The following is a 19,437-nucleotide window of genomic DNA, read 5'->3' on the forward strand; positions in this document are numbered from 1 at the left end:
ACGGAAGCGGCGACAGGACCGCCTCTCAGGCACCGACCGGCGGCGATCCCGACGGTGTCCGCAGGGGCATGGCCAGTTCCGCGAGGGCGCGCTCCAGGCCGTGCAGATGGGCCAGGGCGGGTTCCGCGGCGGGCGGATGGGAGACGGGCGCGGCGAGACGCTCGCGCGCGCCCTCCCTGGGTCCGTCGCCGACGAGCCCGCCCTCCCCGGCCCCGTCGCCGATGAGTGCCTCGACGGCGGCCTCCACCCGCCAGCAGGCGGCGGCCAGCCGGGCGTCGTGCGAGGCCTCCGGGTCGGCGGCCACGGCGACCAGGCCGCGGATCTCGCGAGCGCAGTCGTCGAGCAGGGTGAGCACCCGACGGGCCCGCCGCTTGCGCCCGAGCATCGGGTTCAGCGGGTGGACCAGCGGGGCGACGGAGAGCCGTACCCGGCCGAGCAGCTGCTCCAGCTCGGTCACGCGGGACACAGGATCGGCGTCCGGGGCGCCCGAGAGACGGTCGGCGGCCTCGGCGGTGCAGGCGTGGACGCAGCGCAGGGCCCGCTGGATCCAGCCGTCGGTGACGGTGTGGGTGGTGACGGGCAGCACGAAGAGCACGGCCAGGACGGCTCCGAGCGCGCCGATCCCGGTCTCCGCGAGCCGCAGCGCGAGCAGCGCGGGGTCCAGGACACCGAGGAGGCCGTAGAGGAGCTCCGCGAGGAGGGTCACGCAGAGCATCATCCAGGTGTAGGAGACGGCGGCCGTGTAGAAGATGCCGAAGACGCAGGCGGTGAGGAGTACGGCCGTGGGGAGGCCGGCGCCCTGCAGGGGGACGGCGAGGAGCAGGCCGAGGCCGATGCCGATCACCGTGCCGAGGACGCGGCGGAAGCCCCGGACCAGGGTCTCGCCGCGCGAGGTGGTGTTGACGAAGATCCACCAGGTGGCGCCGACCGCCCAGTACCAGCGCTGGCCCGAGACCAGCTGGCCGACGACGAGGGCGAAGCCCGCGCCGGCGGTCGCCTGGACCGCCTGGCGGGTGGTCACGCGGGCCAGGCCGCTGCCGCCGGGCGGTGCCGGTACGGGGACCGGGGGCAGCCGTCGTTCGTAGCACCACAGGCCGAAGCGGACGGCCGCCGCGGTGAGCACGGACAGCAGGAGCGCGGTGTACAGCTCGGGCAGCATCTCCGGGGTGGCGTGCAGGAACTGGGCCACGAAGTAGGTCATGAACGCGAAGACGCCGAGACTGTGTCCGCGCGGGCCCCAGCGGCGCGCGTACACGCCCGCGCCGACCATGGCGAGGAAGGTGAGGTCGCGGGCGACGGGGTGGTCGTGCAGTTCGGCCGCGGCGGCGAGCACGGGCAGGCCGACGGCGGGCAGCAGCGCGGTGGTGACCGCCTGGCCGCGGACCGTGGCGTCCGTGACGGTGAACAGGGCGAGGAGCGCGGCCAGTCCCCCGGTGACGGCGCCGACGAGGGAGTGCCCGGCGAGACCGCTGACGACGACGGCCAGGCCGATGCCCAGGACGGCCCGGGCGGCGAAGCGCAGCCGCGTCCGTCCCGGGTCCGGAGCCACGAACACCCTCTTCAGCACTGCTGCACTCCCCCACGGACACCGGCATGAGAAAGGCGCCGCGGGATCCGCAGCGCCATCGACGGGCCCATCACAACACCAAGGGCCACCGTGGCTCAAGTGATCCCTAGAATGGTGAGCCATTGGCACAGGAAGAACGGTTCCGCTTCGGCCATAGGCAGGCCAACGGACCATGCGCGACGAGGAGGCCCGCCCCATGGCCGTGGACGAGCTCGACACCCGGATCCTGCGGCTGCTGCTGGAGCAGCCCCGTACGAGCGTGCGGGAGTACGCCCGCCTCCTCGGGGTCGCCCGGGGCACGCTCCAGGCTCGCCTGGACCGGCTGGAGCGGGACGGCGTGATCACCGGCGCGGCCCCCTCGCTCTCCCCCGCCGCGCTCGGCCACCCGGTGCTCGCGTTCGTGCACATCGAGGTCACCCAGGGGCACCTCGACGACGTGGGTGACGCGCTGGCCGCCGTACCGGAGATCGTCGAGGCCTTCTCGATCACGGGTGGCGGGGATCTGATCACCCGGGTCGTGGCGCGGGACAACGCGCACCTGGAGGACGTGATCCAGAAGCTGATCAGCCTGCCGGGGGTGGTGCGCACCCGGACGGAGGTGGCGCTGCGCGAACGGGTCCCGCAGCGGCTGTTGCCGTTGGTGGAGTCGATCGGGCGGGCGGCCCGGAAATGACCTTTGACATCCTGGAACCATGAGCAGTCCCAGGGCCACCGCGGTCATCTTCGATCTGGACGGAACGCTCGTGGACAGCGAGCCGAACTACTACGAAGCGGGCCGTCGGGTGCTGGCCGCGCACGGCGTCCCGGACTACACCTGGTCGGACCACGAGCGGTTCGTCGGCATCAGCACCCTGGAGACGGTCGTCGACTGGAAGGGCCGGTACGGACTCTCGGCCTCTGTCGAGGAACTCCTCGCCGCCAAGAACCGGCTCTATCTGGAGCTGGCCCGCACCTCCACGCGCGCGTACCCGGAGATGCGCGCGTTCGTGGAACTGCTGGCCGCGGAGGGCGTGCCGATGATCGTGGCCTCGGGTTCGTCGCCGCCGGCGATCGAGGCGGTGCTCGCCGGTACCGGGCTCGACGCGCATCTGCGCGTCTCCGTGTCGGCCGACGAGGTCGCCCGGGGCAAGCCCGCGCCGGACGTCTTCCTGGAGGCGGCCCGTCGGCTCGGCGTGGCTCCGGCGGGCTGTGTGGTCCTGGAGGACGCGACGCCGGGCGTGGCCGCGGCCCACGCGGCGGGGATGCGCTGTATCGCGCTCCCGTATGTCGCCGCGCAGGCCGAGGACCCGGAGTTCGCCACCGCCGGTCTGCTCCTGCGGGGAGGGCAGGCGGAGTTCACGGCGCGGGCCGCTCACGACTGGCTGGTGCGCACCTCCCGATGACCCGCCGTCCGACCGGCCGGTGGCCCACTCTCGGGCAGGCCGACGTACTCAGGGCCGTGAGGCGTGGCGCGGCTTCGGGGTCGGCGTCGGCAGGATGTTCTGGTTGAGACGGAAGATGTTGTCCGGGTCGCGGTCGGCCTTGACGCGGGCCAGGCGGGCGTAGTTGCCGCGGTAGCTGGCCCGGACGCGTTCCTGGCCCTCGTCCATCATCATGTTCACGTAGGCGCCGCCCGCCGAGTACGGGTGCAGGGCGTCGAAGTAGTCGACGGTCCAGCGCCTGACGAGGTCGGCGTTGGCCGGGTCGGGGTCGACGCCGGCGTAGACGGACGCCCAGCGGGAGTCGCGGTAGGCCCACGGGGTCTCGTCCGGGCCCACGTCGTGGGCCGCGCCGTCGATCGGGTAGAGGTGCATGGTCGACTGCATGGTCGGTACCTCGGCACCGAACTTGGCGTGGAGTTCGACGGCCTCGTCCGGGATGTCGTCGACGAAGTCGGCCCGCCAGTACCACTGGTGGCCGGGCGGATAGAGCCCGTCGAACATGGACTGCATCTCGGGATGCGGCATGGGGCCGGCGGCGTGCAGCAGCGGCTGCGGCAGGGCGTCGAGCAGCGGCGCCATCTCCCGGGCGGCGGCCTCGGCGTCGGCGCCCGTGTAGCACCAGACCACGCCGGCCGTCTTGCGCAGTTGGATCTCCTCGGGGAACGGCGGGGCGGGCGGGACGGTGCCGTGCAGGAAGAAGGCGTTGAGTTCGCGGGGCGCCGTCGGCAGGAAGTCCCGGTAGGCGGCGAGGACTTCGGCGCTGATCTCGACGGGCCAGAAGGTCGGCCCGGCGACGACCGTGCCGATCTCGTGCAGTCGGAAGAGGAACGAGGTGACGACACCGAAGTTGCCGCCGCCGCCCCGGATCGCCCAGAACAGGTCGCTGTTCTCGTCGGCGCTCGCCCGTACCCTTCGGCCGTCGGCCACGACGACCTCGGCCTCCAGGAGGTTGTCGATGGTCAGCCCGCACTTGCGGGTGAGGTGGCCGAGGCCGCCGCCGGTGGCGAGGCCGCCTACGCCGGTGGTGGAGATGATGCCGCTGGGGGTGGCCAGGCCGTGCGCGTGGGTGGCCCGGTCCACCTCGCCCCAGACGCAGCCGCCGCCGACCCGGACGGTGCGGGCCTCGGGGTCGACGCCGATGTCCTTGAGAAGGGACAGGTCGGCGACCACTCCCCCGTCGACCGTTCCGAGGCCGGCTCCGTGGTGGCCGCCGCCGCGGACCGCGAGGGGCAGGTCGTGCGTACGGGCGAAGCCGATCACGCGGGCCACCGCGTCCGCGTCGGCGCAGCGGGCGACGAGGGCGGGGCGCTTGTCGGTCATCGCGTTGTAGACGGCGCGGGCCGCCTCGTACCCGGTGTCGTCGGGGCCGATCAACTCTCCGTTCATTCCCGTCAGTTCACGGCGTGCCGCCTGGGCGGGTGTGCTGGACATACGGTTCCCCCGTCTCGAAATCGGGCCGACATCGAGGAATCGGGCCGATTCACCTGTTTCTAGTCCTCGGGGGTGCGCGGGGCATCCGTGCCCGTCACTCAGGTCGGGCCCGCGATCTACCTACGTTTCGCGGTGGTCGGGCAGCAGGCCCATCTCGGCCGCGCGGTCCGCGGCCTGCCGGCGGCTGGGGGCGTCGAGTTTGTCCAGGACCGCCCGTACGTGGTTGTCGACCGTGCGCACCGACACCACGAGCCGGGCGGCGATCTCGGCGTTGGTCAGCCCCTGGGCGAGCAGCCGCACGACCTGGAGCTGCCGTTCCGTGAGGCCGGCGGGGTTCCGCCGGGTCGCCGCGTGCGGGCCGCGGGGGATGTGGCGCACGCCGAGCCGGCGCAGTTCGGCGCGGACCAGCCGGGCCGACGGCTCGGCGCCCAGGGCGTCGAACGCGGCGAGCGCGGTGAGTTTGACGGCGGGTTCGGGGCTCTCGGCGAGCGCGGCGGCATGCTCGTAGGGGCAGCCCGCCGCCTGCCAGAGCCGGGCGGCCCGCCGCCACTCTCCGCGGACCTGGAGCGCGTACGGGTGGTCCGAGTCGTCGAGGGGTGCCGGGTGTCCGGCCTTGGTGAGCCAGTACCCCAGTTCGGAGCGGCACGGGGAGCCGGGCAGGCGCTGCGCCTGGGCGTGGACGGGGCCGGCCGCCTCGGCCACGGCGTCGAGGTCGCCGCGCAGCCAGGCCGCTTCCGCCCGGGCGGCGGCGACGGGCCCGGTGCGCTGGAGTTCCCTGGTGCGTTCGGCGATCTCCCAGGCCTCGGTGAGGAGTTCGTCGGCGCCGGGCCGGCCGCACCGGATGCGGATCCGGGCGAGGACGGTGAGCGCCGGGCACCGGGCGGGCACGAAGTCGTGCATCCCGAACTCGGCGTGTTTCTCGGCATCCTCCCAGTCGGCCGCCGCGAGTCGGCGCATGGCCAGTTCGACGTGCAGGTAGGTGAGGAAGCCGAGGTGTTCGGCCCGGTCGGCCAGGTCCATCGCGGAGGGCAGGAAGGTGTCGGCCTCGTCGTACTGGAGGTGGTCGAGCAGGTTCCAGATGAGGTTGGCGTAGGACCGGCAGGCATGCTCGACCTCGCCCGCGGCGAGCGCCACGTCGAGGCTCTCCTCCAACTGCCGCCGCCCGCCCGGGTCCCCGTCGCGCCAGCGGGCGGTGCCGACGTTGTTCAGGGCGTGCGAGAGGATCGCCGCGTCGTCGACCTTGCGGGCCAGGGCGATGGCCCGTTCCCCGTGGGTGACGGCCTCCTGGTACCGGTCGGACAGCATGCGCAGCTGGGCGGTGTTGCTGACGGCGAGCGCCAACAGCCGGTCGTCTCCGGCGTGTTCGAGGACGGCGATGGCCTCGCGTGCGGCCTCCTCGGCCTGGTCGACGTTCCCGGCCCACCAGTGGATCCGGGACAGCCAGCGCAGATCGGCGCCGAGGGCCAGGGTGTCACCGAGGGAGCGGCGCAGGGCGACCGCCTCCCGCTGGGCGGCGACGGCGGCGGCCGAGTCGGCGATCGTGTAGCTCTCCACGGCGTAGCGTTCGAGCAGGTCGGCCAGGTCGGCGGGGGCGTGGCGCCGCCGCTGCCGCAGCACGAGCCGCAGTTGGGCGGCGGCCTCCCGGTGGGCGCCGGCGCCCGAGGCGTCCCGGGCCGCGTCGGGCCCGTAGCGGACGATGGCGTCCTGGTCGCCGGCCTGTGCCGCGTGGTGGACGATACGGGCGGCGTCGGATCCGGGCCGGGCGACGAGCGCCGCGAGGACCCTTCGGTTGAGGTCGATCCGCCGTGCGGCGGGCAGCGAGTCGGCGACGGCCCGGCGGATCAGCTCGTGCCGGAAGACCACCCGTTCCGGCGTCACGGCCAGCAGGCCGCGCTGTTCCGCCGCCGCCAGGACGGCCACCCCGTCCGCGAGCAGCGCGTCGATGAGCGGCCGTGCCACCGCCGAGGGCACGACGGCGAGTTGTTCGAGGGCGTCCACGGTGGCGCCGTCGAGGCCGCGGAGCCTGGCGAGCACGGCGTCGACGACCGTAGGGGGCACGGCTCCGGTGCCGCGGGCGGCCACCACCTCGGCGACGAAGAAGGGGTTGCCCGAGGTCACCTCGTAGACCTGCGCGGGGTCGAGTCCGCCGGCCGCGCTCAGGGTGCGTACGGCGTCCAGGGACAGTCTGGCCAGGGGCAGGCGGTGGACCCGCGGTGCGCGGGAGAGCTGGCCGAGGAGGTGACGCAGGGGGTGTTCGCGGCTCAGCTCGTCGTCGCGGTAGGTGAGGACGAGCAGGGCCGGCAGGTGTTCCATCCGCCGCACCAGGAAGCGCAGGGCGTCCAGGGATGCCTCGTCCGCCCAGTGGACGTCCTCGACGACTAGGACCGCCGGGTGCGGTGTGGTGGCCAGCTCGCCCAGCAGGGCCTCGTGGACGCGGTGCCGGTCGCCGCCCTCCAGGACGGCCCGCGTGAGTCCGGCGCCGACCCTTCCGACGAGGTCGCGGAACGGGCCGAGGGGCCGCCGTGTGGCGAGGTCGTCGCACTGTCCGACGAGGACGCGGGCCTGGTCGGGCAGCCGGTCCGGCATCGCCTTCACCAGGCTCGACTTGCCGATCCCGGCCTCTCCGAAGACGAGCAGCACGGAGCCGGCCCCGTCCGTCGCCTCCCGCGCGGCCGAGGCCAGTCGCGCCAGCTCGGGCTCGCGCTCCAGGATCCCCCCATCCACGGGGCCGATTGTGCCACCCGCCTCGGGCGGGTCACCTGCGTGCGACCGGCTGCGAACGTCCGGAACTGAACGCTCCAGACCCGTTGACGCCCTCCCGTCCCCTCCCTATCGTCTGCCCGACCACCCGTACGTCGTTCGAGATAACGAACAGTCGAACGGTCGCCTGACCTACCCCGTGGGCCCCCGCACCCGTCGGCCCTTTCGATCATCCGTGAACGTGGAATTTCGTGGAGGCGCACACCATGGCACCGCCCCTCTCCAGACGGCACCTGTTCCAGGCCGCGGCGCTCGCCGCGTTGACCCCCGCGATCCCGTATGCGGCGACCGGCCGTGCCGTCGCCGCGGTTTCGGAGGAACCGTCCGTGTGGACCGTACGGCCGTTCGCCCTTGAGGACGTGAAGCTGGGACAGGGCGTCTTCGCCGACAAACGGCAACTGATGCTCGACCACGCCCGTGGCTACGACGTGAACCGGCTGCTCCAGGTCTTCCGTGCCAACGCCGGTCTCGCCACCGGCGGCGCGGTCGCCCCCGGCGGCTGGGAGGGCCTGGACGGCGAGGCCAACGGCAACCTGCGCGGCCACTACACCGGCCACTTCCTGACCATGCTGGCCCAGGCGTACGCCGGTACCGGCGAGCAGGTCTTCGTCGACAAGACCCTGACCGTGGTCAAGGCGCTGACCGAGGTGCGCGAGGCGCTGCGCCACGCCCCGGCCGTGCTCAACTCCGCCGGGAAGTTCGGCACTTCGGCGGAGAACGTGCGCGGCTCCTACCAGTACGTCGACCTCCCCGCCGGCGTACTCGGCGGCGCCTCGGCGATCACCCTGTCCGCCTGGGTGAAGCCCACGCACGACGCGAACTGGACCCGGGTCTTCGACTTCGGCAACGACACCACCCGGTACCTGTACCTGGCGGCCCGCAACGCGAACGGCGTGCCCCGCTTCGCCGTCACGACGAGCGGCGCCGGCGGCGAACAGGGTCTCGACGGGACCGCCGCGCTGCCGCTGAACCAGTGGAGCCACCTCGCGGTGACGATCGCGGGCGGCACGGGCACGCTGTACGTCAACGGCACGGCCGTGGCGCGGAACACGGCGATGTCCCTCACCCCGGCGGCCCTCGGCACGCTCGCCAACAACTGGCTCGGCCGCTCCAACTACGCCGGCGACCCCGTCCTCGCGGGCGCCTTCGACGAGTTCAACGTCTGGTCGCGGGCCCTGACCGCCGCCGAGATCACCCAGTTGCAGAACACCCGGGCCGCCGACGCCTCCGCGGGCCGGGGCGACCTCGCCTCGTACGCCTTCGACGAGACCTCGGGGTCGACGTTCGCGGACGCCTCCGGCCGGGGTCTGACCGCCACCCTGCGCCGCACCTGGGGCACGCCCAGCCACGCCGGGTTCCTGGCGGCGTACCCGGAGACGCAGTTCATCCAGCTGGAGTCGATGACCGGCCCCGACTACACGAAGGTGTGGGCGCCCTACTACACCGCGCACAAGATCCTGCGGGGTCTGCTGGACGCGTACACCGCCACCGACGACGCCCGGGCGCTCGACCTCGCGTCGGGCATGTGCGACTGGATGTACGCGCGGCTGTCGAAGCTGCCCGCGGCCACCCTGCAGCGCATGTGGGGCATCTTCTCCAGTGGTGAGTTCGGTGGCATCGTGGAGGCGATCTGCGATCTGCACGCGCTGTCCGGCAAGGCCGAACACCTCGCGCTGGCCCGGCTGTTCGACCTCGACAAGCTCATCGACGCGTGCGCGGCGAACACCGACATCCTCGACGGTCTGCACGCCAACCAGCACATCCCGATCTTCACCGGCCTGGTCCGGCTGTACGACGCGACCGGCGAGCAGCGCTACCTCACCGCCGCACGGAACTTCTGGGGCATGGTCGTACCGGTACGCATGTACGGCATCGGCGGCACCAGCACCGCGGAGTTCTGGAAGGCCTCGGGGGTGATCGCGGGCACCTTCGGCGCGACGACCGCCGAGACCTGCTGCGCGTACAACCTGCTCAAGCTCAGCCGGATGCTGTTCTTCCACGAGCAGTCGCCGAAGTACATGGACTACTACGAGCGGGCGCTCTACAACCAGGTGCTCGGCTCCAAGCAGGACAAGGCGGACGCGGAGAAGCCGCTCGTCACGTACTTCATCGGGCTGACGCCCGGTCATGTGCGGGACTACACGCCCAAGCAGGGGACCACCTGCTGTGAGGGCACCGGTATGGAGAGCGCCACCAAGTACCAGGACTCGGTGTACTTCAGGAAGGCCGACGGCACCGCCCTCTACGTCAACCTCTACAGCCCGTCCACGCTGACCTGGGCGGAGAAGGGTGTCACGGTCACCCAGACCACCGACTACCCGAGGGAGCAGGGGACCACCCTGACCTTCTCCGGCCGCGGCGCGGCCTTCGAGCTGCGGCTGCGCGTGCCGTCCTGGGCGACGGCCGGGTTCCGTGTCACGGTCAACGGGCGTGCGGTGTCCGGCACTCCGGCTCCCGGGAGCTACTTCGGCGTGTCCCGGACCTGGCGCTCCGGTGACACCGTGCGCGTGTGCGTCCCCTTCCGGCTGCGGGTGGAGAAGGCCCTCGACGACCCGTCGTTGCAGACCCTGTTCTACGGCCCGGTCAACCTCGTCGGCCGCAACACGGCCACGGACTACCTCTCGTTGGGCCTGTACCGCAACGCCGGCCTCTCCGGCGACCTGCTGCCCTCGCTCGCGCCGGTGAGCGGCAAACCGCTCCACCACACCCTGAACGGCACCGAGTTCGCCCCGTTCGCCGAGGGGACGGAGGACCCGACGCACGCCTACTTCCGGCGTTCCGAACCACGGGTCGTCCTCGGCACCGTCGACTCGGGGGTGGCGAACCCCGCGAAGGCCGACGGCACGACGCTGTTGGACGAGATCTGGGCGGCGGCCCCGTTCGGCACCAAGAACGCGCTGGTGTCCCGGGTGCGGACCGTGGTGAACGCGTGGGTGACCGCGGGGCTGCTCACCCGGGCCGACGGCGACAAGGTGGTGACCACCGCGCAGCGGGCCACCTACGCGGCCTGACGCCCCGGACGGGGCCGGACCGCGCGGACCACGACGGGCGGGCTACCTGGCCGCGAACGGCGGCGGGCGGCCGGCGGCTACGAACGGCGGCGTGGTTTGCCGCGGCGGGCGCCCTTGGTGCCCGCCGCGGTACCGGCTCCGCCGCGGCCGCCCTTCCCCGCCGACCGGCCCGCGGCCGGCTTGCCGCCACCGCTCTTCTTCGCCTCGGTCCGCTTGCGCCGCTCCCCGGCCTCGGGCTCCGGCCTGGTCCGGCCGCGCGTGCTGTTGACCGTCCGGCCGCGGACGATGCCGATGAAGTCCTCGACCAGGTCGGTCGTCGCCTCCTCCGGCCAGGCCAGCGCGACCTCCGACCCGGGGGCGTCGAGGAGGGTCCGGTAGGTGAGGTCCTTGCGGTGGTGCAGGCGGGCCAGTGACTGGGGCACGGCGAGGAGGCCGATGCCCGCGGCCACCAGCTCGACGGCGTCCTCGGTCGTCGCGGGACGTTCGAGAGCGGGCTGTCCGGGGGGCCGCTCCCAGTCGAGGACGTCGTCGAGGGGGTGCAGCAGGATCTCGTCGGCGAGATCCTCGGCGGACACCTCCTCGACCGCCGTGACGACGTGGTCCTTGGGGGCCAGGACGACCGTCGTCTCGGCGTAGAGGGGGATCGCGCTGAAGACCGTACGGTCGACCGGCAGCCGGACCAGTGCCGCGTCCGCGTCCCCGGCCCGCAACAGATCGGCTGCCCCGGCGGCCGGCACGGCGACGAGTTCCAGGGGGACGTCCGGCAGGCGCTCCTGCCAGATCCGCACCCACTTGCCGGGGGTCACACCAGGGACGTACGCGAGCCGGAACGAGGGGGATGCTGCCGAGCCTGTCACCACGCCAGGCTACCCGCCGTGGTCGGACGTCCCGCGCGCGGTCGATAGTCTGGACACCATGAAGTCGCACCAGAGCACCCAGACGATGAAGCCCGCGACCGCGGCGAAGAAGCTGGGTGTGTACCTCCCGGCCACCCCTCAGGAGTTCCAGGACGGGGTCGTCACCCGCCCCGAGCTGAACGAGTTCCAGGCGAACCCGCCCGCGTGGCTGCAGGCGCTGCGGGCCGACGGTCCGCACCCCCGTCCGGTCGTCGCGGCGAAGCTCGGCGTCTCCATCGCCGGCCTGGCACGCGGCGGGGTGACGGAGGCGCTCACCACCGAGCAGGTCGAGGCGCTCAAGCAGGACCGGCCCGAGTGGCTGGAGAAGGAGCGCGCCACCCAGGCCGAGGTGCGCAGGGAAGCAGTGCGCATCAAGGAGAAGAACGCCGAGCGCGACGCGGACGTCTGACCCCCACAGACCGCTCCTGACTCGAACACCGGTCGAAAACTCCGGTGCGGTGCTGTGCGCCGCTCTGCGACCATCCCGGCATGGTCGAGAGTCTGGAACCGCTGGTCGTACGGCACACCCACCGCGTCCCCTCCCCCACCGGGCCCGCCGGTCGGGGTGACGTCGCCGCGCGGCGGTTCGACGCCGCGCTGATGTCCGTCGGTTTCAAGCTGTCGGCCCCGTTGCTGGAGCACCTGTCGGCGCTGTCCGAGGCGACGGTCCTCGACACCGCCGTGCGCACCCTGCGCACGGTCCGTGAGCTGGTCGGCGACCATGTCCGGCACAACGTCCACTTCGTCGACTTCCCGGCCGACGTGCCGGACACCCTGGACTACTGGGTGCGCTGCGTCGCCGAGGCGCTCGGCGACGGCACGGCGCGGGCCGGTGTGCTCGACCGGCTGAGCCAGGGCGTGGTGGACCTCCTCACCCTGCCGTCGTACGGCCGCTACCGGCACACCTACGCCGAGATGCTCGCCGCGCACGACGAGCTGATCGCGGCGGCGGGCGACCGGATGACGGTGCTGCATCTCGGCGGCCCGCTCAAGGACGAGGTCACCGGCCTGTACCTGGCCCTGGCCGGCAGTGTGACGCCGCTGGGCGAGGAGGGCCTGGGCGACCTGAAGGCCCTCGCGGGGCACTGCGCGCAGGGGCCGCAGCCGGAGGAGGTGCCGGTCCGGGAGAACCGTGCCGTCGTCAACGAGGCGCGGCTCATGGTGGGCGCCGGCCTGCTGCTGGACACCGTCACCGACGTGCTGCGCCTGGCGTGCGCGCTGTCGGGCGGCGATGTGACCCTCCAGGAGCCGACGCGGTTCCGGACGCTGCCGCGGCCGGTGCGGCGCGCGCTGCTGGCCGCCCTGGACGAGGTCGTCGCCGCGGCCCCGGCCAAGCTCGCCGACGTCCACGCTCACCGGGAGCAGTTCAAGCGCCTCGGTGAGCGGCTGCACCCGCACGAGTACCCGCGGTGGCCGCGGGCCGCCGAGGTGTTCGCCGTCGCCCGCGGCGAGCGGGAGGCGCGGTCGTTCGACAGCCGGGTGGAGGAACTGCTCGCCGGCGACGACGTGGTCGCGGCGGCCGGGCTGCTGAAGTCCGCGCCCGGCCGGCTGTTCCGTGCCCTGGACCGGCTGCTGCGGTCGGCCCGCACCGAGGAGGAGCGGGAGGCCGTCGTGGCCGCCGCCCGGGAGGTCGCCGCGTCGGTGGCCGGCCGGGTCGCGCTGTCGGTGCGCGAGCACCTGCACAACCGTGCCGTCGAGTCCGGCGACCGGCGGGTCTTCGTCAACCGTCTCGGCCGTGCCTGGGTCGCCGCCGAGGAGCGGGCGCCTCTGCCCGAGGCGCAGCGGCGGCATCTGATCGCCGTGCTGGACGCGGAGCTGCGCCGTCGGCTCCCCGCGCCGGGGCACCTGTTGGTCGACCCGGACGTCCTCGACGTGGCGCTTCCGCTGAGCGGCAGGGCCACGGCGGCCGGGCTCGGTGTGCTGCCGCGCGGCTCGCTCTCGCCGGTCGACGGCGAGCTGCTGCGGTTCTTCGTGTACTGGAAGCAGCGTGAGCAGCGGACGGACTACGACCTGTCGGCGCTGATGCTGGGCGCCGACTACGAGACGGTGTCCTGGCTGTCGTACACGAACCTCTCCGCCATGGACGGTGAGCACTCCGGCGACATCGTCGAGGGACCGGACGGCGCCTCGGAGTTCATCAACCTGCGGCTCGGTCTGGTGCGGGGCACGTTCATCGTGCCGCAGGTCCATCTCTTCGCGGGCGAGGGCTTCGAGGAGGTCGAGGAGTCGTTCTTCGGGTTCATGCTGCGGGACACCGAGCAGAAGGGCCGCCCGTTCGAGGCGCGCACGGTGCGGATGAAGTCGGAGCTGCGCGGCCCTGGCCGGGTGGCGCTGCCGCTGGCGTTCCTGCGGGGCGAGGACGGCCGGTGGCGTGCCAAGTGGCTGCACCTGTACCTGAAGGGCACGCCGGACTCCAACCGGGTCGAGGGCAACCGGGTCTCGGTGGCCACGCTGCTGCGGGGCATCGTCGAGCGTGAGCAGCTCACGGTGCGGTACCTGACCGGGCTGATGGCCGACGGCGTGACCACCACGACGCTGTGGGACGGCGGCTCCGTGCCGGACGGGCCGGTCACCTACATCGGCCTGGAGCGCCCCGAGGGGCTGCACCCGGACTCCCGGATCATCACGCTCGAAAACCTGCGCGACCTGATCCCCGAGTGACTGCTACCGTTCGGAACACGGCGAGGCCATGAAGGGGCTTCCTTCTCAACTCACCTGAAATTAGCCCCTTCGCTTTCCTCGCCTTCGCTTGACGACGGCCCCGGTGCGCAGATCTGCGCACCGGGGCCGTTCGTGTTCCCGTGAGGGCCCGCCCGGTGTGACGCCGGTGAAATCTTCCAGCCATGTATTGACATACGGATGAAACGGTTCGTAGCTTGGGCGATCATTTAGATTCGTGAAGTAAGTTCACGGATATGAACGGAGAGTGCCCATGGGCGATCGCCGACGAAGTCACCGCAGTGCCGCCGCACTGACCGTCGCGGGGTTGATGTTCGCGACGGCCGCCTGTGGCTCCGGCTCCGGGAACGCGGGTTCCAGCGACCCGAACACGCTGGAGGTGTGGACCCGAAGCAATCCGGACTCCGCCGCCACCTACGACCGCGTGTTCGCCGCGTTCACCAAGAAGACCGGCATCAAGATCGACTACCAGCCGGTCATCAACTTCGACCAGCAGCTCCAGAGCCGGGCGTCCACCAAGGACCTTCCCGACGTCATGATCAACGACACCGCCCTGATGGGCAGTTACCAGAGCCAGGGCCTCCTCAAGGCCATCGACCAGGACGCCATCGCGGGCCACGACCAGATCACCGACAAGTCCTGGTCGTCCACCGTGGGCATCGACGGCAAGCACTACGGCATCCCGTACTCCCGCCAGGCCCAGACCCTGATGATCCGCAAGGACTGGCTGAAGAAGCTCGGCCTCGCGGCGCCCAGGACCTGGGCGGACATGCTGAAGGTCGCCCAGGCGTTCGCCACCGGGGACCCGGACGGCAACGGCAAGGCCGACACCTACGGCATGGTCGTCCCGGGCAGCGCCCAGAACGGGTACGTCGCCTGGTGGGGCTCAAGCCTCCTGTGGCAGGGCGGCGCGAAGATCATCGAGTCGGACGGCAACGGCGGCTACCGGCCCGCCATGGACTCCGCGGCCGCCGTACGCACCGTCACGTGGATGAAGGACAACCTCTTCTGCGGCAAGAAGAACGTCGTCCAGCCCGGCGCCGTAACAGCTGTCACCTCGACCGCGACCAACTTCCAGGACGGCAACGCCGGGATGTACCTCACCGGCCCGTACAACATCACCACCTTCGACGCGACGCCCGGCAAGGACAAGTACGAGGTCGTCGCCGCCCCCGCCGGCCCGGCCGGCTCCGACGTACTGGCCGACGGGGAGAACGTCTACTTCGGCGCCAGGACCGGCAAGACGGCGCAGGAACAGGCGCTGGCCGCGTTCCTCGTCTCCGCCGAGGGCCAGAAGATCGCCATGACCAGCGCCGACGGCCACCAGCCCGTCGTCCGCATCCCCACCAACGCCACGCTCGACGCCGCGAAGGTCCGCGACGACGCCCGCTGGAGCGTGGTGCAGAAGGCGTACGAGGACGCCTCGGAGCAGTTCCCCAACGCACCGGACTTCGCGCCGATCAAGCAGGACACCGCGGACAGCCTCAACGCGATCTTCACGTACTGCGGAAGCGACGTCGCATCGAGCCTCAAGGAGCTCAACGACACCCTCGCCGGCGACCTCAAGGACCAGGACCTGTTGAAATGACCGCTACCGTGACCCCGCCCGTGGCGCGCAGAGCCCGGGTCCTCACCAAGAGGGCCGTCCTGCCCTGGGTGTTCCTCGCCCCCGGCCTGCTGCTCGCCCTCGTCTTCAAGTTCCTGCCCATGGCCAAGGGCCTGTGGCTCAGCTTCTTCGACGTACGGCCCTTCCTCGGCGACCAGTGGGTCGGCCTCGACAACTACACCCGGGTCCTGACCGACCACCGCTTCCAGGACGCGATCGGCCACACCCTCCTGCTCGGCATCGGCATGTCGCTGGGCGGCATCGTCGTCGGCTTCGTGCTGGCGCTGCTGCTGGAGGGCCAGACCCGCTCGCTGAAGATCATCCGCACGGCGGTCTTCCTGCCGGTCGTCACCGCGACCGCGGTCGTCGGTGAGATGTGGCGGCTGATGTACTACCCGACCTCCGACGGCCTGATCAACCACGGTCTGAGCTTCCTCGGGCTCGGGCCCACGCCGTTCCTCGACAACCCGGACACCGCTCTGTGGGCGACGATGGTCATGAGCATCTGGATGCTCGCCCCGTACAACATGGTGATCCTCCTCGCCGGTCTCGCGGGCGTCGACCGGACCCTGTACGAGGCCGCCGCGATGGACGGCGTCTCGCTCTGGCAGCGGCTGCGGTACGTGACGCTGCCCGCGATCCGCCCCGCGCTGGGCATCGTCCTCACCCTCGCCGCGATCCGCGGACTGCGGGTGTTCACCGAGGTGTACGTCCTCACCGGCGGCGGCCCGGCCGGGTCCACCGAGGTCTGGATGACCCGCGCCTACACGCTCGGCTTCACCCGCAACGACATCGGCGGCGCCTCCGCGGCCTCCGTGGTGCTGCTCTGCGTGACCCTGCTGCTGACCGTCTCGGTCAACTACTTCCGCAAGAGGGGAGACGCACGATGAGCGCACCCGCCATCGACCCCGTCCGCACACCGGCGACCGCCGCGCCGCCCAGGGCCGCCAAGCCCGGGCGCACCACCCCGGCCCGGTTCGACACCGCACTCGGCTGGAGCGACCGGCCCGGGGTCTCCTGGGCCCTGAGGATCCTGCTCTGCGCCATCGCGCTCGGGATCTTCGCGGCGCCGTTCCTGACGATCCTCTCCGGCGCCTTCACCGCGCACGCCAGCGGCTCGTCGCTGTCCTTCCTCCCGCACGACAGCACGCTGCAGAACTTCAAGGTCGCGGGCGAGCGCGGGATCTGGGACTACTTCACCAACTCGCTGGTCATCGCGGGCGGCGCACTGCTGCTCCAGCTCTCGGTGTCGGTGCTCGCCGCCTACGCGCTGGCCCGGCACCGGTTCCGCGGCCAGGCACTGATCCTGACCCTGTTCATGCTGACGATGATGCTCCCCGAGGAGGTCATCGCGATCCCGCTGTCCCTGGTCCTGGGCCATGTGCCCGTCGTGGGCGTCGACCTGAAGGGCACGGCGTGGGGCGTGATCCTGCCGCTGGGCGCCTGGGGCTTCTCCGTGATGCTCCTGACCGAGTTCATGAAGGACATCCCGACCGAGATCGAGGAGGCCGCCCGGCTCGACGGCGTGGGCGAGTTCCGGATGCTCTGGCAGATCGTCCTGCCGCTGTGCCGGCCCGCCCTCGGCGTGGCCGGTGTGCTCGGCTTCGTCATGATCTGGGACCAGTACCTGCTGCCCCTGATCGCCGCCAAGGACCCCACGGACTACACGGTCACCGTCGCCCTGTCCATTCTGCGCACCGACCCCGAGGTCGGCTCCGGAGTGGTGCTCGCCGGTGCGGTCATCGCCCTGGTCCCCAGCCTGATCGTCTATCTGCTCCTCCAGCGCTCCCTGGTCTCCGGCATCGCCGCCGGGGCCACGAAGAGCTGACCCCCCACAACTCGTACGTGACGAGGGAGACATGAAGTTCCAAGGAGTGCTGTTCTTCCCGGTGACGCCGTTCGCCGAGGACGGTTCGCTGGACGAGAAACGGCTCGCCCAGCACATTGACAACGGTGTCGCGGCCGGTGCGGGCGGTGTGTTCGTCGCCTGCGGCACCGGCGAGTTCCACGCGCTGACGCCCGAGGAGATCGAGCGCGCCACCCGCATCGCCGTCGAGACGACCGCGGGGCGGGTCCCCGTCCTCGCCGCGGCCGGCGGTCCCGTACCGGTCGCCCGCGACCAGGCGGCCCGGGTGGAACGCGCCGGCGCCGACGGCATCCTGCTGCTGCCGCCGTACCTGGTCAGCGCCCCGCAGCCGGGCCTGGTGCGCTACGTCGAGGAGGTCAGCGCCGCGAGCGGCCTGCCGGTCGTCTTCTACCAGCGCGGCACCGCCCGCCTCACCGAGGCCACGGCCGCGCGGATCGCCGCGCTGCCGCGGGTCGTCGGTCTCAAGGACGGGCTCGGTGACATCGAGCGGATGCACCGCATCGTCCGGACCGTGCGCGCCCTGCCGGACGGGAAGGACTTCCAGTTCTTCAACGGCCTGCCCACCGCCGAGATGACCGCGCCCGCCTATCGCGGGATCGGTGTCGACCTGTACTCCTCCGCCGTGTTCGCCTTCGCCCCGGAGATCGCCCTGGCCTTCCACCGGGCCCTCGCGGAGAACGACGAGCCGCTGCTCAACACCCTGCTCGACGAGTTCTACGGCCCGCTGGTGGAGCTGCGTGACGAGGTCCCCGGCTACGCGGTGGCGCTGGTGAAGGCCGGGGTGACCCTGCGCGGCCTCGACGTGGGCGGCGTCCGGGCTCCCCTCGTCGATCCGGCGCCCGAGCATGTCGCCCGGCTCGCCGCACTCATCGACCACGGACTGGAGGTGACCGGCGCGTGAGTATCTCCCCCGCTGCCGAGAAGACCCGTATCCGCGAACTGATCGTCACCCCGATCGCCTTCCGCGACCCGCCGCTGCTCAACTCCAACGGTGTCCACGAGCCGCTGGCCCTCCGCGTGATCCTCCAACTCGTCCTGGAGGACGGCACGGTGGGCCTCGGCGAGTCGACGGGCGGGACCGTCCGCCTGGAACGACTGGAGAAGGCGGCGCAGGCCGTCGTCGGCCTGGACGTGTTCGACACGACCGCCCTCTCGGCCGCGATCGACGCCGTCCTGCTGCCGACCGTGCCCAGCTCCCACGAGCGCGGCTGGACCACGTCCGCCGTCGAGGTGGCCTGTCTCGACGCGCAGGGCAAGCTGCTCGGCCGCCCGGTCGTCGATCTGCTCGGTGGGGCGGTGCGGGAGTCGGTGCCGTTCGCCGCGTACCTCTTCTACAAGTGGGCCGAGCATCCCGCCCTCGACGGGCGCGCGGCGATCACCGACGACTGGGGCGCGGCGCTGGACCCGGCCGGGATCGTCGAGCAGGCCCGGCTGATGCAAGAGCGTTACGGCTTCCGTTCGTTCAAGCTCAAGGGCGGGGTGTTCCCGCCCGACGAGGAGATCGCGGCGATCAGGGCGCTGGCGGAGGCCTTCCCCGGGCAGCCGTTGCGGCTGGACCCCAACACCGCCTGGACGGTGGAGACGTCGGCGTACGTGGCCCGTGAGCTGGACGGTGTACTGGAGTACCTGGAGGACCCGACCAAGGGCATTGCCGGTATGGCCCAGGTCGCGCGGGAGGCGGCGATGCCGCTCGCGACGAACATGTGCGTGGTCGCCTGGGAGCATCTGAAGCCGGCGATCGAGCAGGACGCGATCCAGGTCCTGCTCACCGACCACCACTACTGGGGCGGACTGCGCCGCACCCGCGAACTGGCGGCGGTCTGCGAGGCGTTCGGGCTCGCCCTGTCCATGCACTCCAACTCCCACCTGGGCATCAGCCTCGCGGCGATGACCCATGTGGCCGCCGCCATCCCCAACCTCGACCACTCCTGCGACACGCACTATCCGTGGAACTCGGCCGACGACGTGATCGTCCCGGGCGTTCTGGAACTGCGCGAGGGCGCGGTCGCGGTTCCCACCGGGCCCGGTCTCGGTGTGGAGCTCGACCACGACGCCCTGGAGCGGCTGCACCGGGTGTACGTGGACTCCGGGATGCGCGGCCGGGACGACACCGGCTACATGCGACGATTCCAGCCGGACTACGAGCTCACACTGCCTCGCTGGTAAGGGAGTTCGAGTACACCAGGGGTGGAGCGCCCT

Annotated in this window: 14 protein-coding genes; 10 read left to right on the top strand and 4 right to left on the bottom strand. The window is 71.9% G+C overall.

Annotation, left to right across the window (positions count from 1 at the left end; all coding sequences use genetic code 11):
• Positions 1-25: 25 nt before the first annotated feature.
• Entirely contained in the window at positions 26-1,567 is a 1,542-nt protein-coding gene (locus tag ACZ5VD_RS11050) for an FUSC family protein (protein ID WP_468682007.1), read from the bottom strand.
• Between the two features lie 196 nt (positions 1,568-1,763).
• Between ACZ5VD_RS11050 and ACZ5VD_RS11055 the strand changes: the two genes are divergently transcribed.
• Positions 1,764-2,240, top strand: a complete 477-nt coding sequence (locus ACZ5VD_RS11055; RefSeq protein ID WP_468549708.1) for an Lrp/AsnC family transcriptional regulator — start codon at positions 1,764-1,766, stop codon at positions 2,238-2,240.
• 19 nt (positions 2,241-2,259) lie between these two features.
• Positions 2,260-2,949, top strand: coding sequence for an HAD family hydrolase (locus ACZ5VD_RS11060; protein WP_468549709.1), 690 nt, complete (start codon positions 2,260-2,262; stop codon positions 2,947-2,949).
• Positions 2,950-2,997: 48 nt separating this feature from the next.
• On the opposite strand, the gene ACZ5VD_RS11065 is transcribed toward ACZ5VD_RS11060, so the two are convergent.
• Both ACZ5VD_RS11065 and ACZ5VD_RS11070 read right to left on the bottom strand, forming a co-directional pair.
• On the bottom strand, positions 2,998-4,419 hold the full coding sequence (locus ACZ5VD_RS11065; protein ID WP_468682009.1) for an FAD-binding oxidoreductase: 1,422 nt from the start codon (positions 4,417-4,419) through the stop codon (positions 2,998-3,000).
• A gap of 120 nt (positions 4,420-4,539) precedes the next feature.
• A complete protein-coding gene (locus ACZ5VD_RS11070; RefSeq protein ID WP_468682010.1) occupies positions 4,540-7,143 on the bottom strand; it encodes an ATP-binding protein in 2,604 nt (867 codons plus the stop codon).
• Between the two features lie 242 nt (positions 7,144-7,385).
• On the opposite strand from ACZ5VD_RS11070, the gene ACZ5VD_RS11075 reads away from it, so the two are divergent.
• Positions 7,386-10,190: a beta-L-arabinofuranosidase domain-containing protein gene (locus tag ACZ5VD_RS11075; RefSeq protein ID WP_468549712.1), complete on the top strand. Its 2,805-nt coding sequence runs from the start codon at positions 7,386-7,388 to the stop codon at positions 10,188-10,190.
• Positions 10,191-10,267: 77 nt separating this feature from the next.
• On the opposite strand, the gene ACZ5VD_RS11080 is transcribed toward ACZ5VD_RS11075, so the two are convergent.
• A complete protein-coding gene (locus tag ACZ5VD_RS11080) occupies positions 10,268-11,047 on the bottom strand; it encodes a LysR family transcriptional regulator substrate-binding protein (RefSeq protein WP_468549713.1) in 780 nt (259 codons plus the stop codon).
• Between the two features lie 58 nt (positions 11,048-11,105).
• Here ACZ5VD_RS11080 and ACZ5VD_RS11085 point away from each other — a divergent pair, with 58 nt between their 5' ends.
• The 7 genes from ACZ5VD_RS11085 to ACZ5VD_RS11115 all read left to right on the top strand — a co-directional run bounded on the left by ACZ5VD_RS11085 (position 11,106) and on the right by ACZ5VD_RS11115 (position 19,404).
• On the top strand, positions 11,106-11,495 hold the full coding sequence (locus ACZ5VD_RS11085; RefSeq protein WP_468682014.1) for a DUF5997 family protein: 390 nt from the start codon (positions 11,106-11,108) through the stop codon (positions 11,493-11,495).
• A gap of 80 nt (positions 11,496-11,575) precedes the next feature.
• On the top strand, positions 11,576-13,747 hold the full coding sequence (locus ACZ5VD_RS11090) for a hypothetical protein (protein ID WP_468682016.1): 2,172 nt from the start codon (positions 11,576-11,578) through the stop codon (positions 13,745-13,747).
• A 271-nt stretch (positions 13,748-14,018) separates the two neighbouring features.
• Complete coding sequence (locus tag ACZ5VD_RS11095; protein ID WP_468549716.1) at positions 14,019-15,353, top strand: ABC transporter substrate-binding protein; 1,335 nt, start codon at positions 14,019-14,021, stop codon at positions 15,351-15,353.
• On the top strand, positions 15,350-16,261 hold the full coding sequence (locus ACZ5VD_RS11100) for a carbohydrate ABC transporter permease (protein WP_468549717.1): 912 nt from the start codon (positions 15,350-15,352) through the stop codon (positions 16,259-16,261). Before ACZ5VD_RS11095 ends, ACZ5VD_RS11100 begins: the two co-directional genes overlap by 4 nt.
• The gene (locus tag ACZ5VD_RS11105) at positions 16,258-17,199 is read left to right on the top strand and encodes a carbohydrate ABC transporter permease (RefSeq protein WP_468549718.1); all 942 of its coding nucleotides are present in this window, start codon (positions 16,258-16,260) and stop codon (positions 17,197-17,199) included. Before ACZ5VD_RS11100 ends, ACZ5VD_RS11105 begins: the two co-directional genes overlap by 4 nt.
• Before the next feature lie 31 nt (positions 17,200-17,230).
• Positions 17,231-18,139: a 5-dehydro-4-deoxyglucarate dehydratase gene (locus ACZ5VD_RS11110; RefSeq protein ID WP_468682018.1), complete on the top strand. Its 909-nt coding sequence runs from the start codon at positions 17,231-17,233 to the stop codon at positions 18,137-18,139.
• A gap of 2 nt (positions 18,140-18,141) precedes the next feature.
• Positions 18,142-19,404, top strand: coding sequence for a glucarate dehydratase family protein (locus tag ACZ5VD_RS11115; RefSeq protein ID WP_468682197.1), 1,263 nt, complete (start codon positions 18,142-18,144; stop codon positions 19,402-19,404).
• Positions 19,405-19,437 lie beyond the last annotated feature (33 nt).

This window comes from Streptomyces sp. NPDC032822 (assembly GCF_055578825.1).

What these genes read in the sequence shown, in the direction of transcription:
- ACZ5VD_RS11060 (WP_468549709.1), top strand. Translation starts at nt 2,260, where the DNA reads ATGAGCAGTCCCAGGGCCACCGCGGTCATCTTCGATCTGGACGGAACG.
- ACZ5VD_RS11110 (WP_468682018.1), top strand. Translation starts at nt 17,231, where the DNA reads ATGAAGTTCCAAGGAGTGCTGTTCTTCCCGGTGACGCCGTTCGCCGAG.
- ACZ5VD_RS11095 (WP_468549716.1), top strand. Translation starts at nt 14,019, where the DNA reads ATGGGCGATCGCCGACGAAGTCACCGCAGTGCCGCCGCACTGACCGTC.
- ACZ5VD_RS11100 (WP_468549717.1), top strand. Translation starts at nt 15,350, where the DNA reads ATGACCGCTACCGTGACCCCGCCCGTGGCGCGCAGAGCCCGGGTCCTC.
- ACZ5VD_RS11085 (WP_468682014.1), top strand. Translation starts at nt 11,106, where the DNA reads ATGAAGTCGCACCAGAGCACCCAGACGATGAAGCCCGCGACCGCGGCG.
- ACZ5VD_RS11105 (WP_468549718.1), top strand. Translation starts at nt 16,258, where the DNA reads ATGAGCGCACCCGCCATCGACCCCGTCCGCACACCGGCGACCGCCGCG.
- ACZ5VD_RS11065 (WP_468682009.1), bottom strand. Translation starts at nt 4,419, where the DNA reads ATGTCCAGCACACCCGCCCAGGCGGCACGCCGTGAACTGACGGGAATG.
- ACZ5VD_RS11055 (WP_468549708.1), top strand. Translation starts at nt 1,764, where the DNA reads ATGGCCGTGGACGAGCTCGACACCCGGATCCTGCGGCTGCTGCTGGAG.
- ACZ5VD_RS11075 (WP_468549712.1), top strand. Translation starts at nt 7,386, where the DNA reads ATGGCACCGCCCCTCTCCAGACGGCACCTGTTCCAGGCCGCGGCGCTC.
- ACZ5VD_RS11090 (WP_468682016.1), top strand. Translation starts at nt 11,576, where the DNA reads ATGGTCGAGAGTCTGGAACCGCTGGTCGTACGGCACACCCACCGCGTC.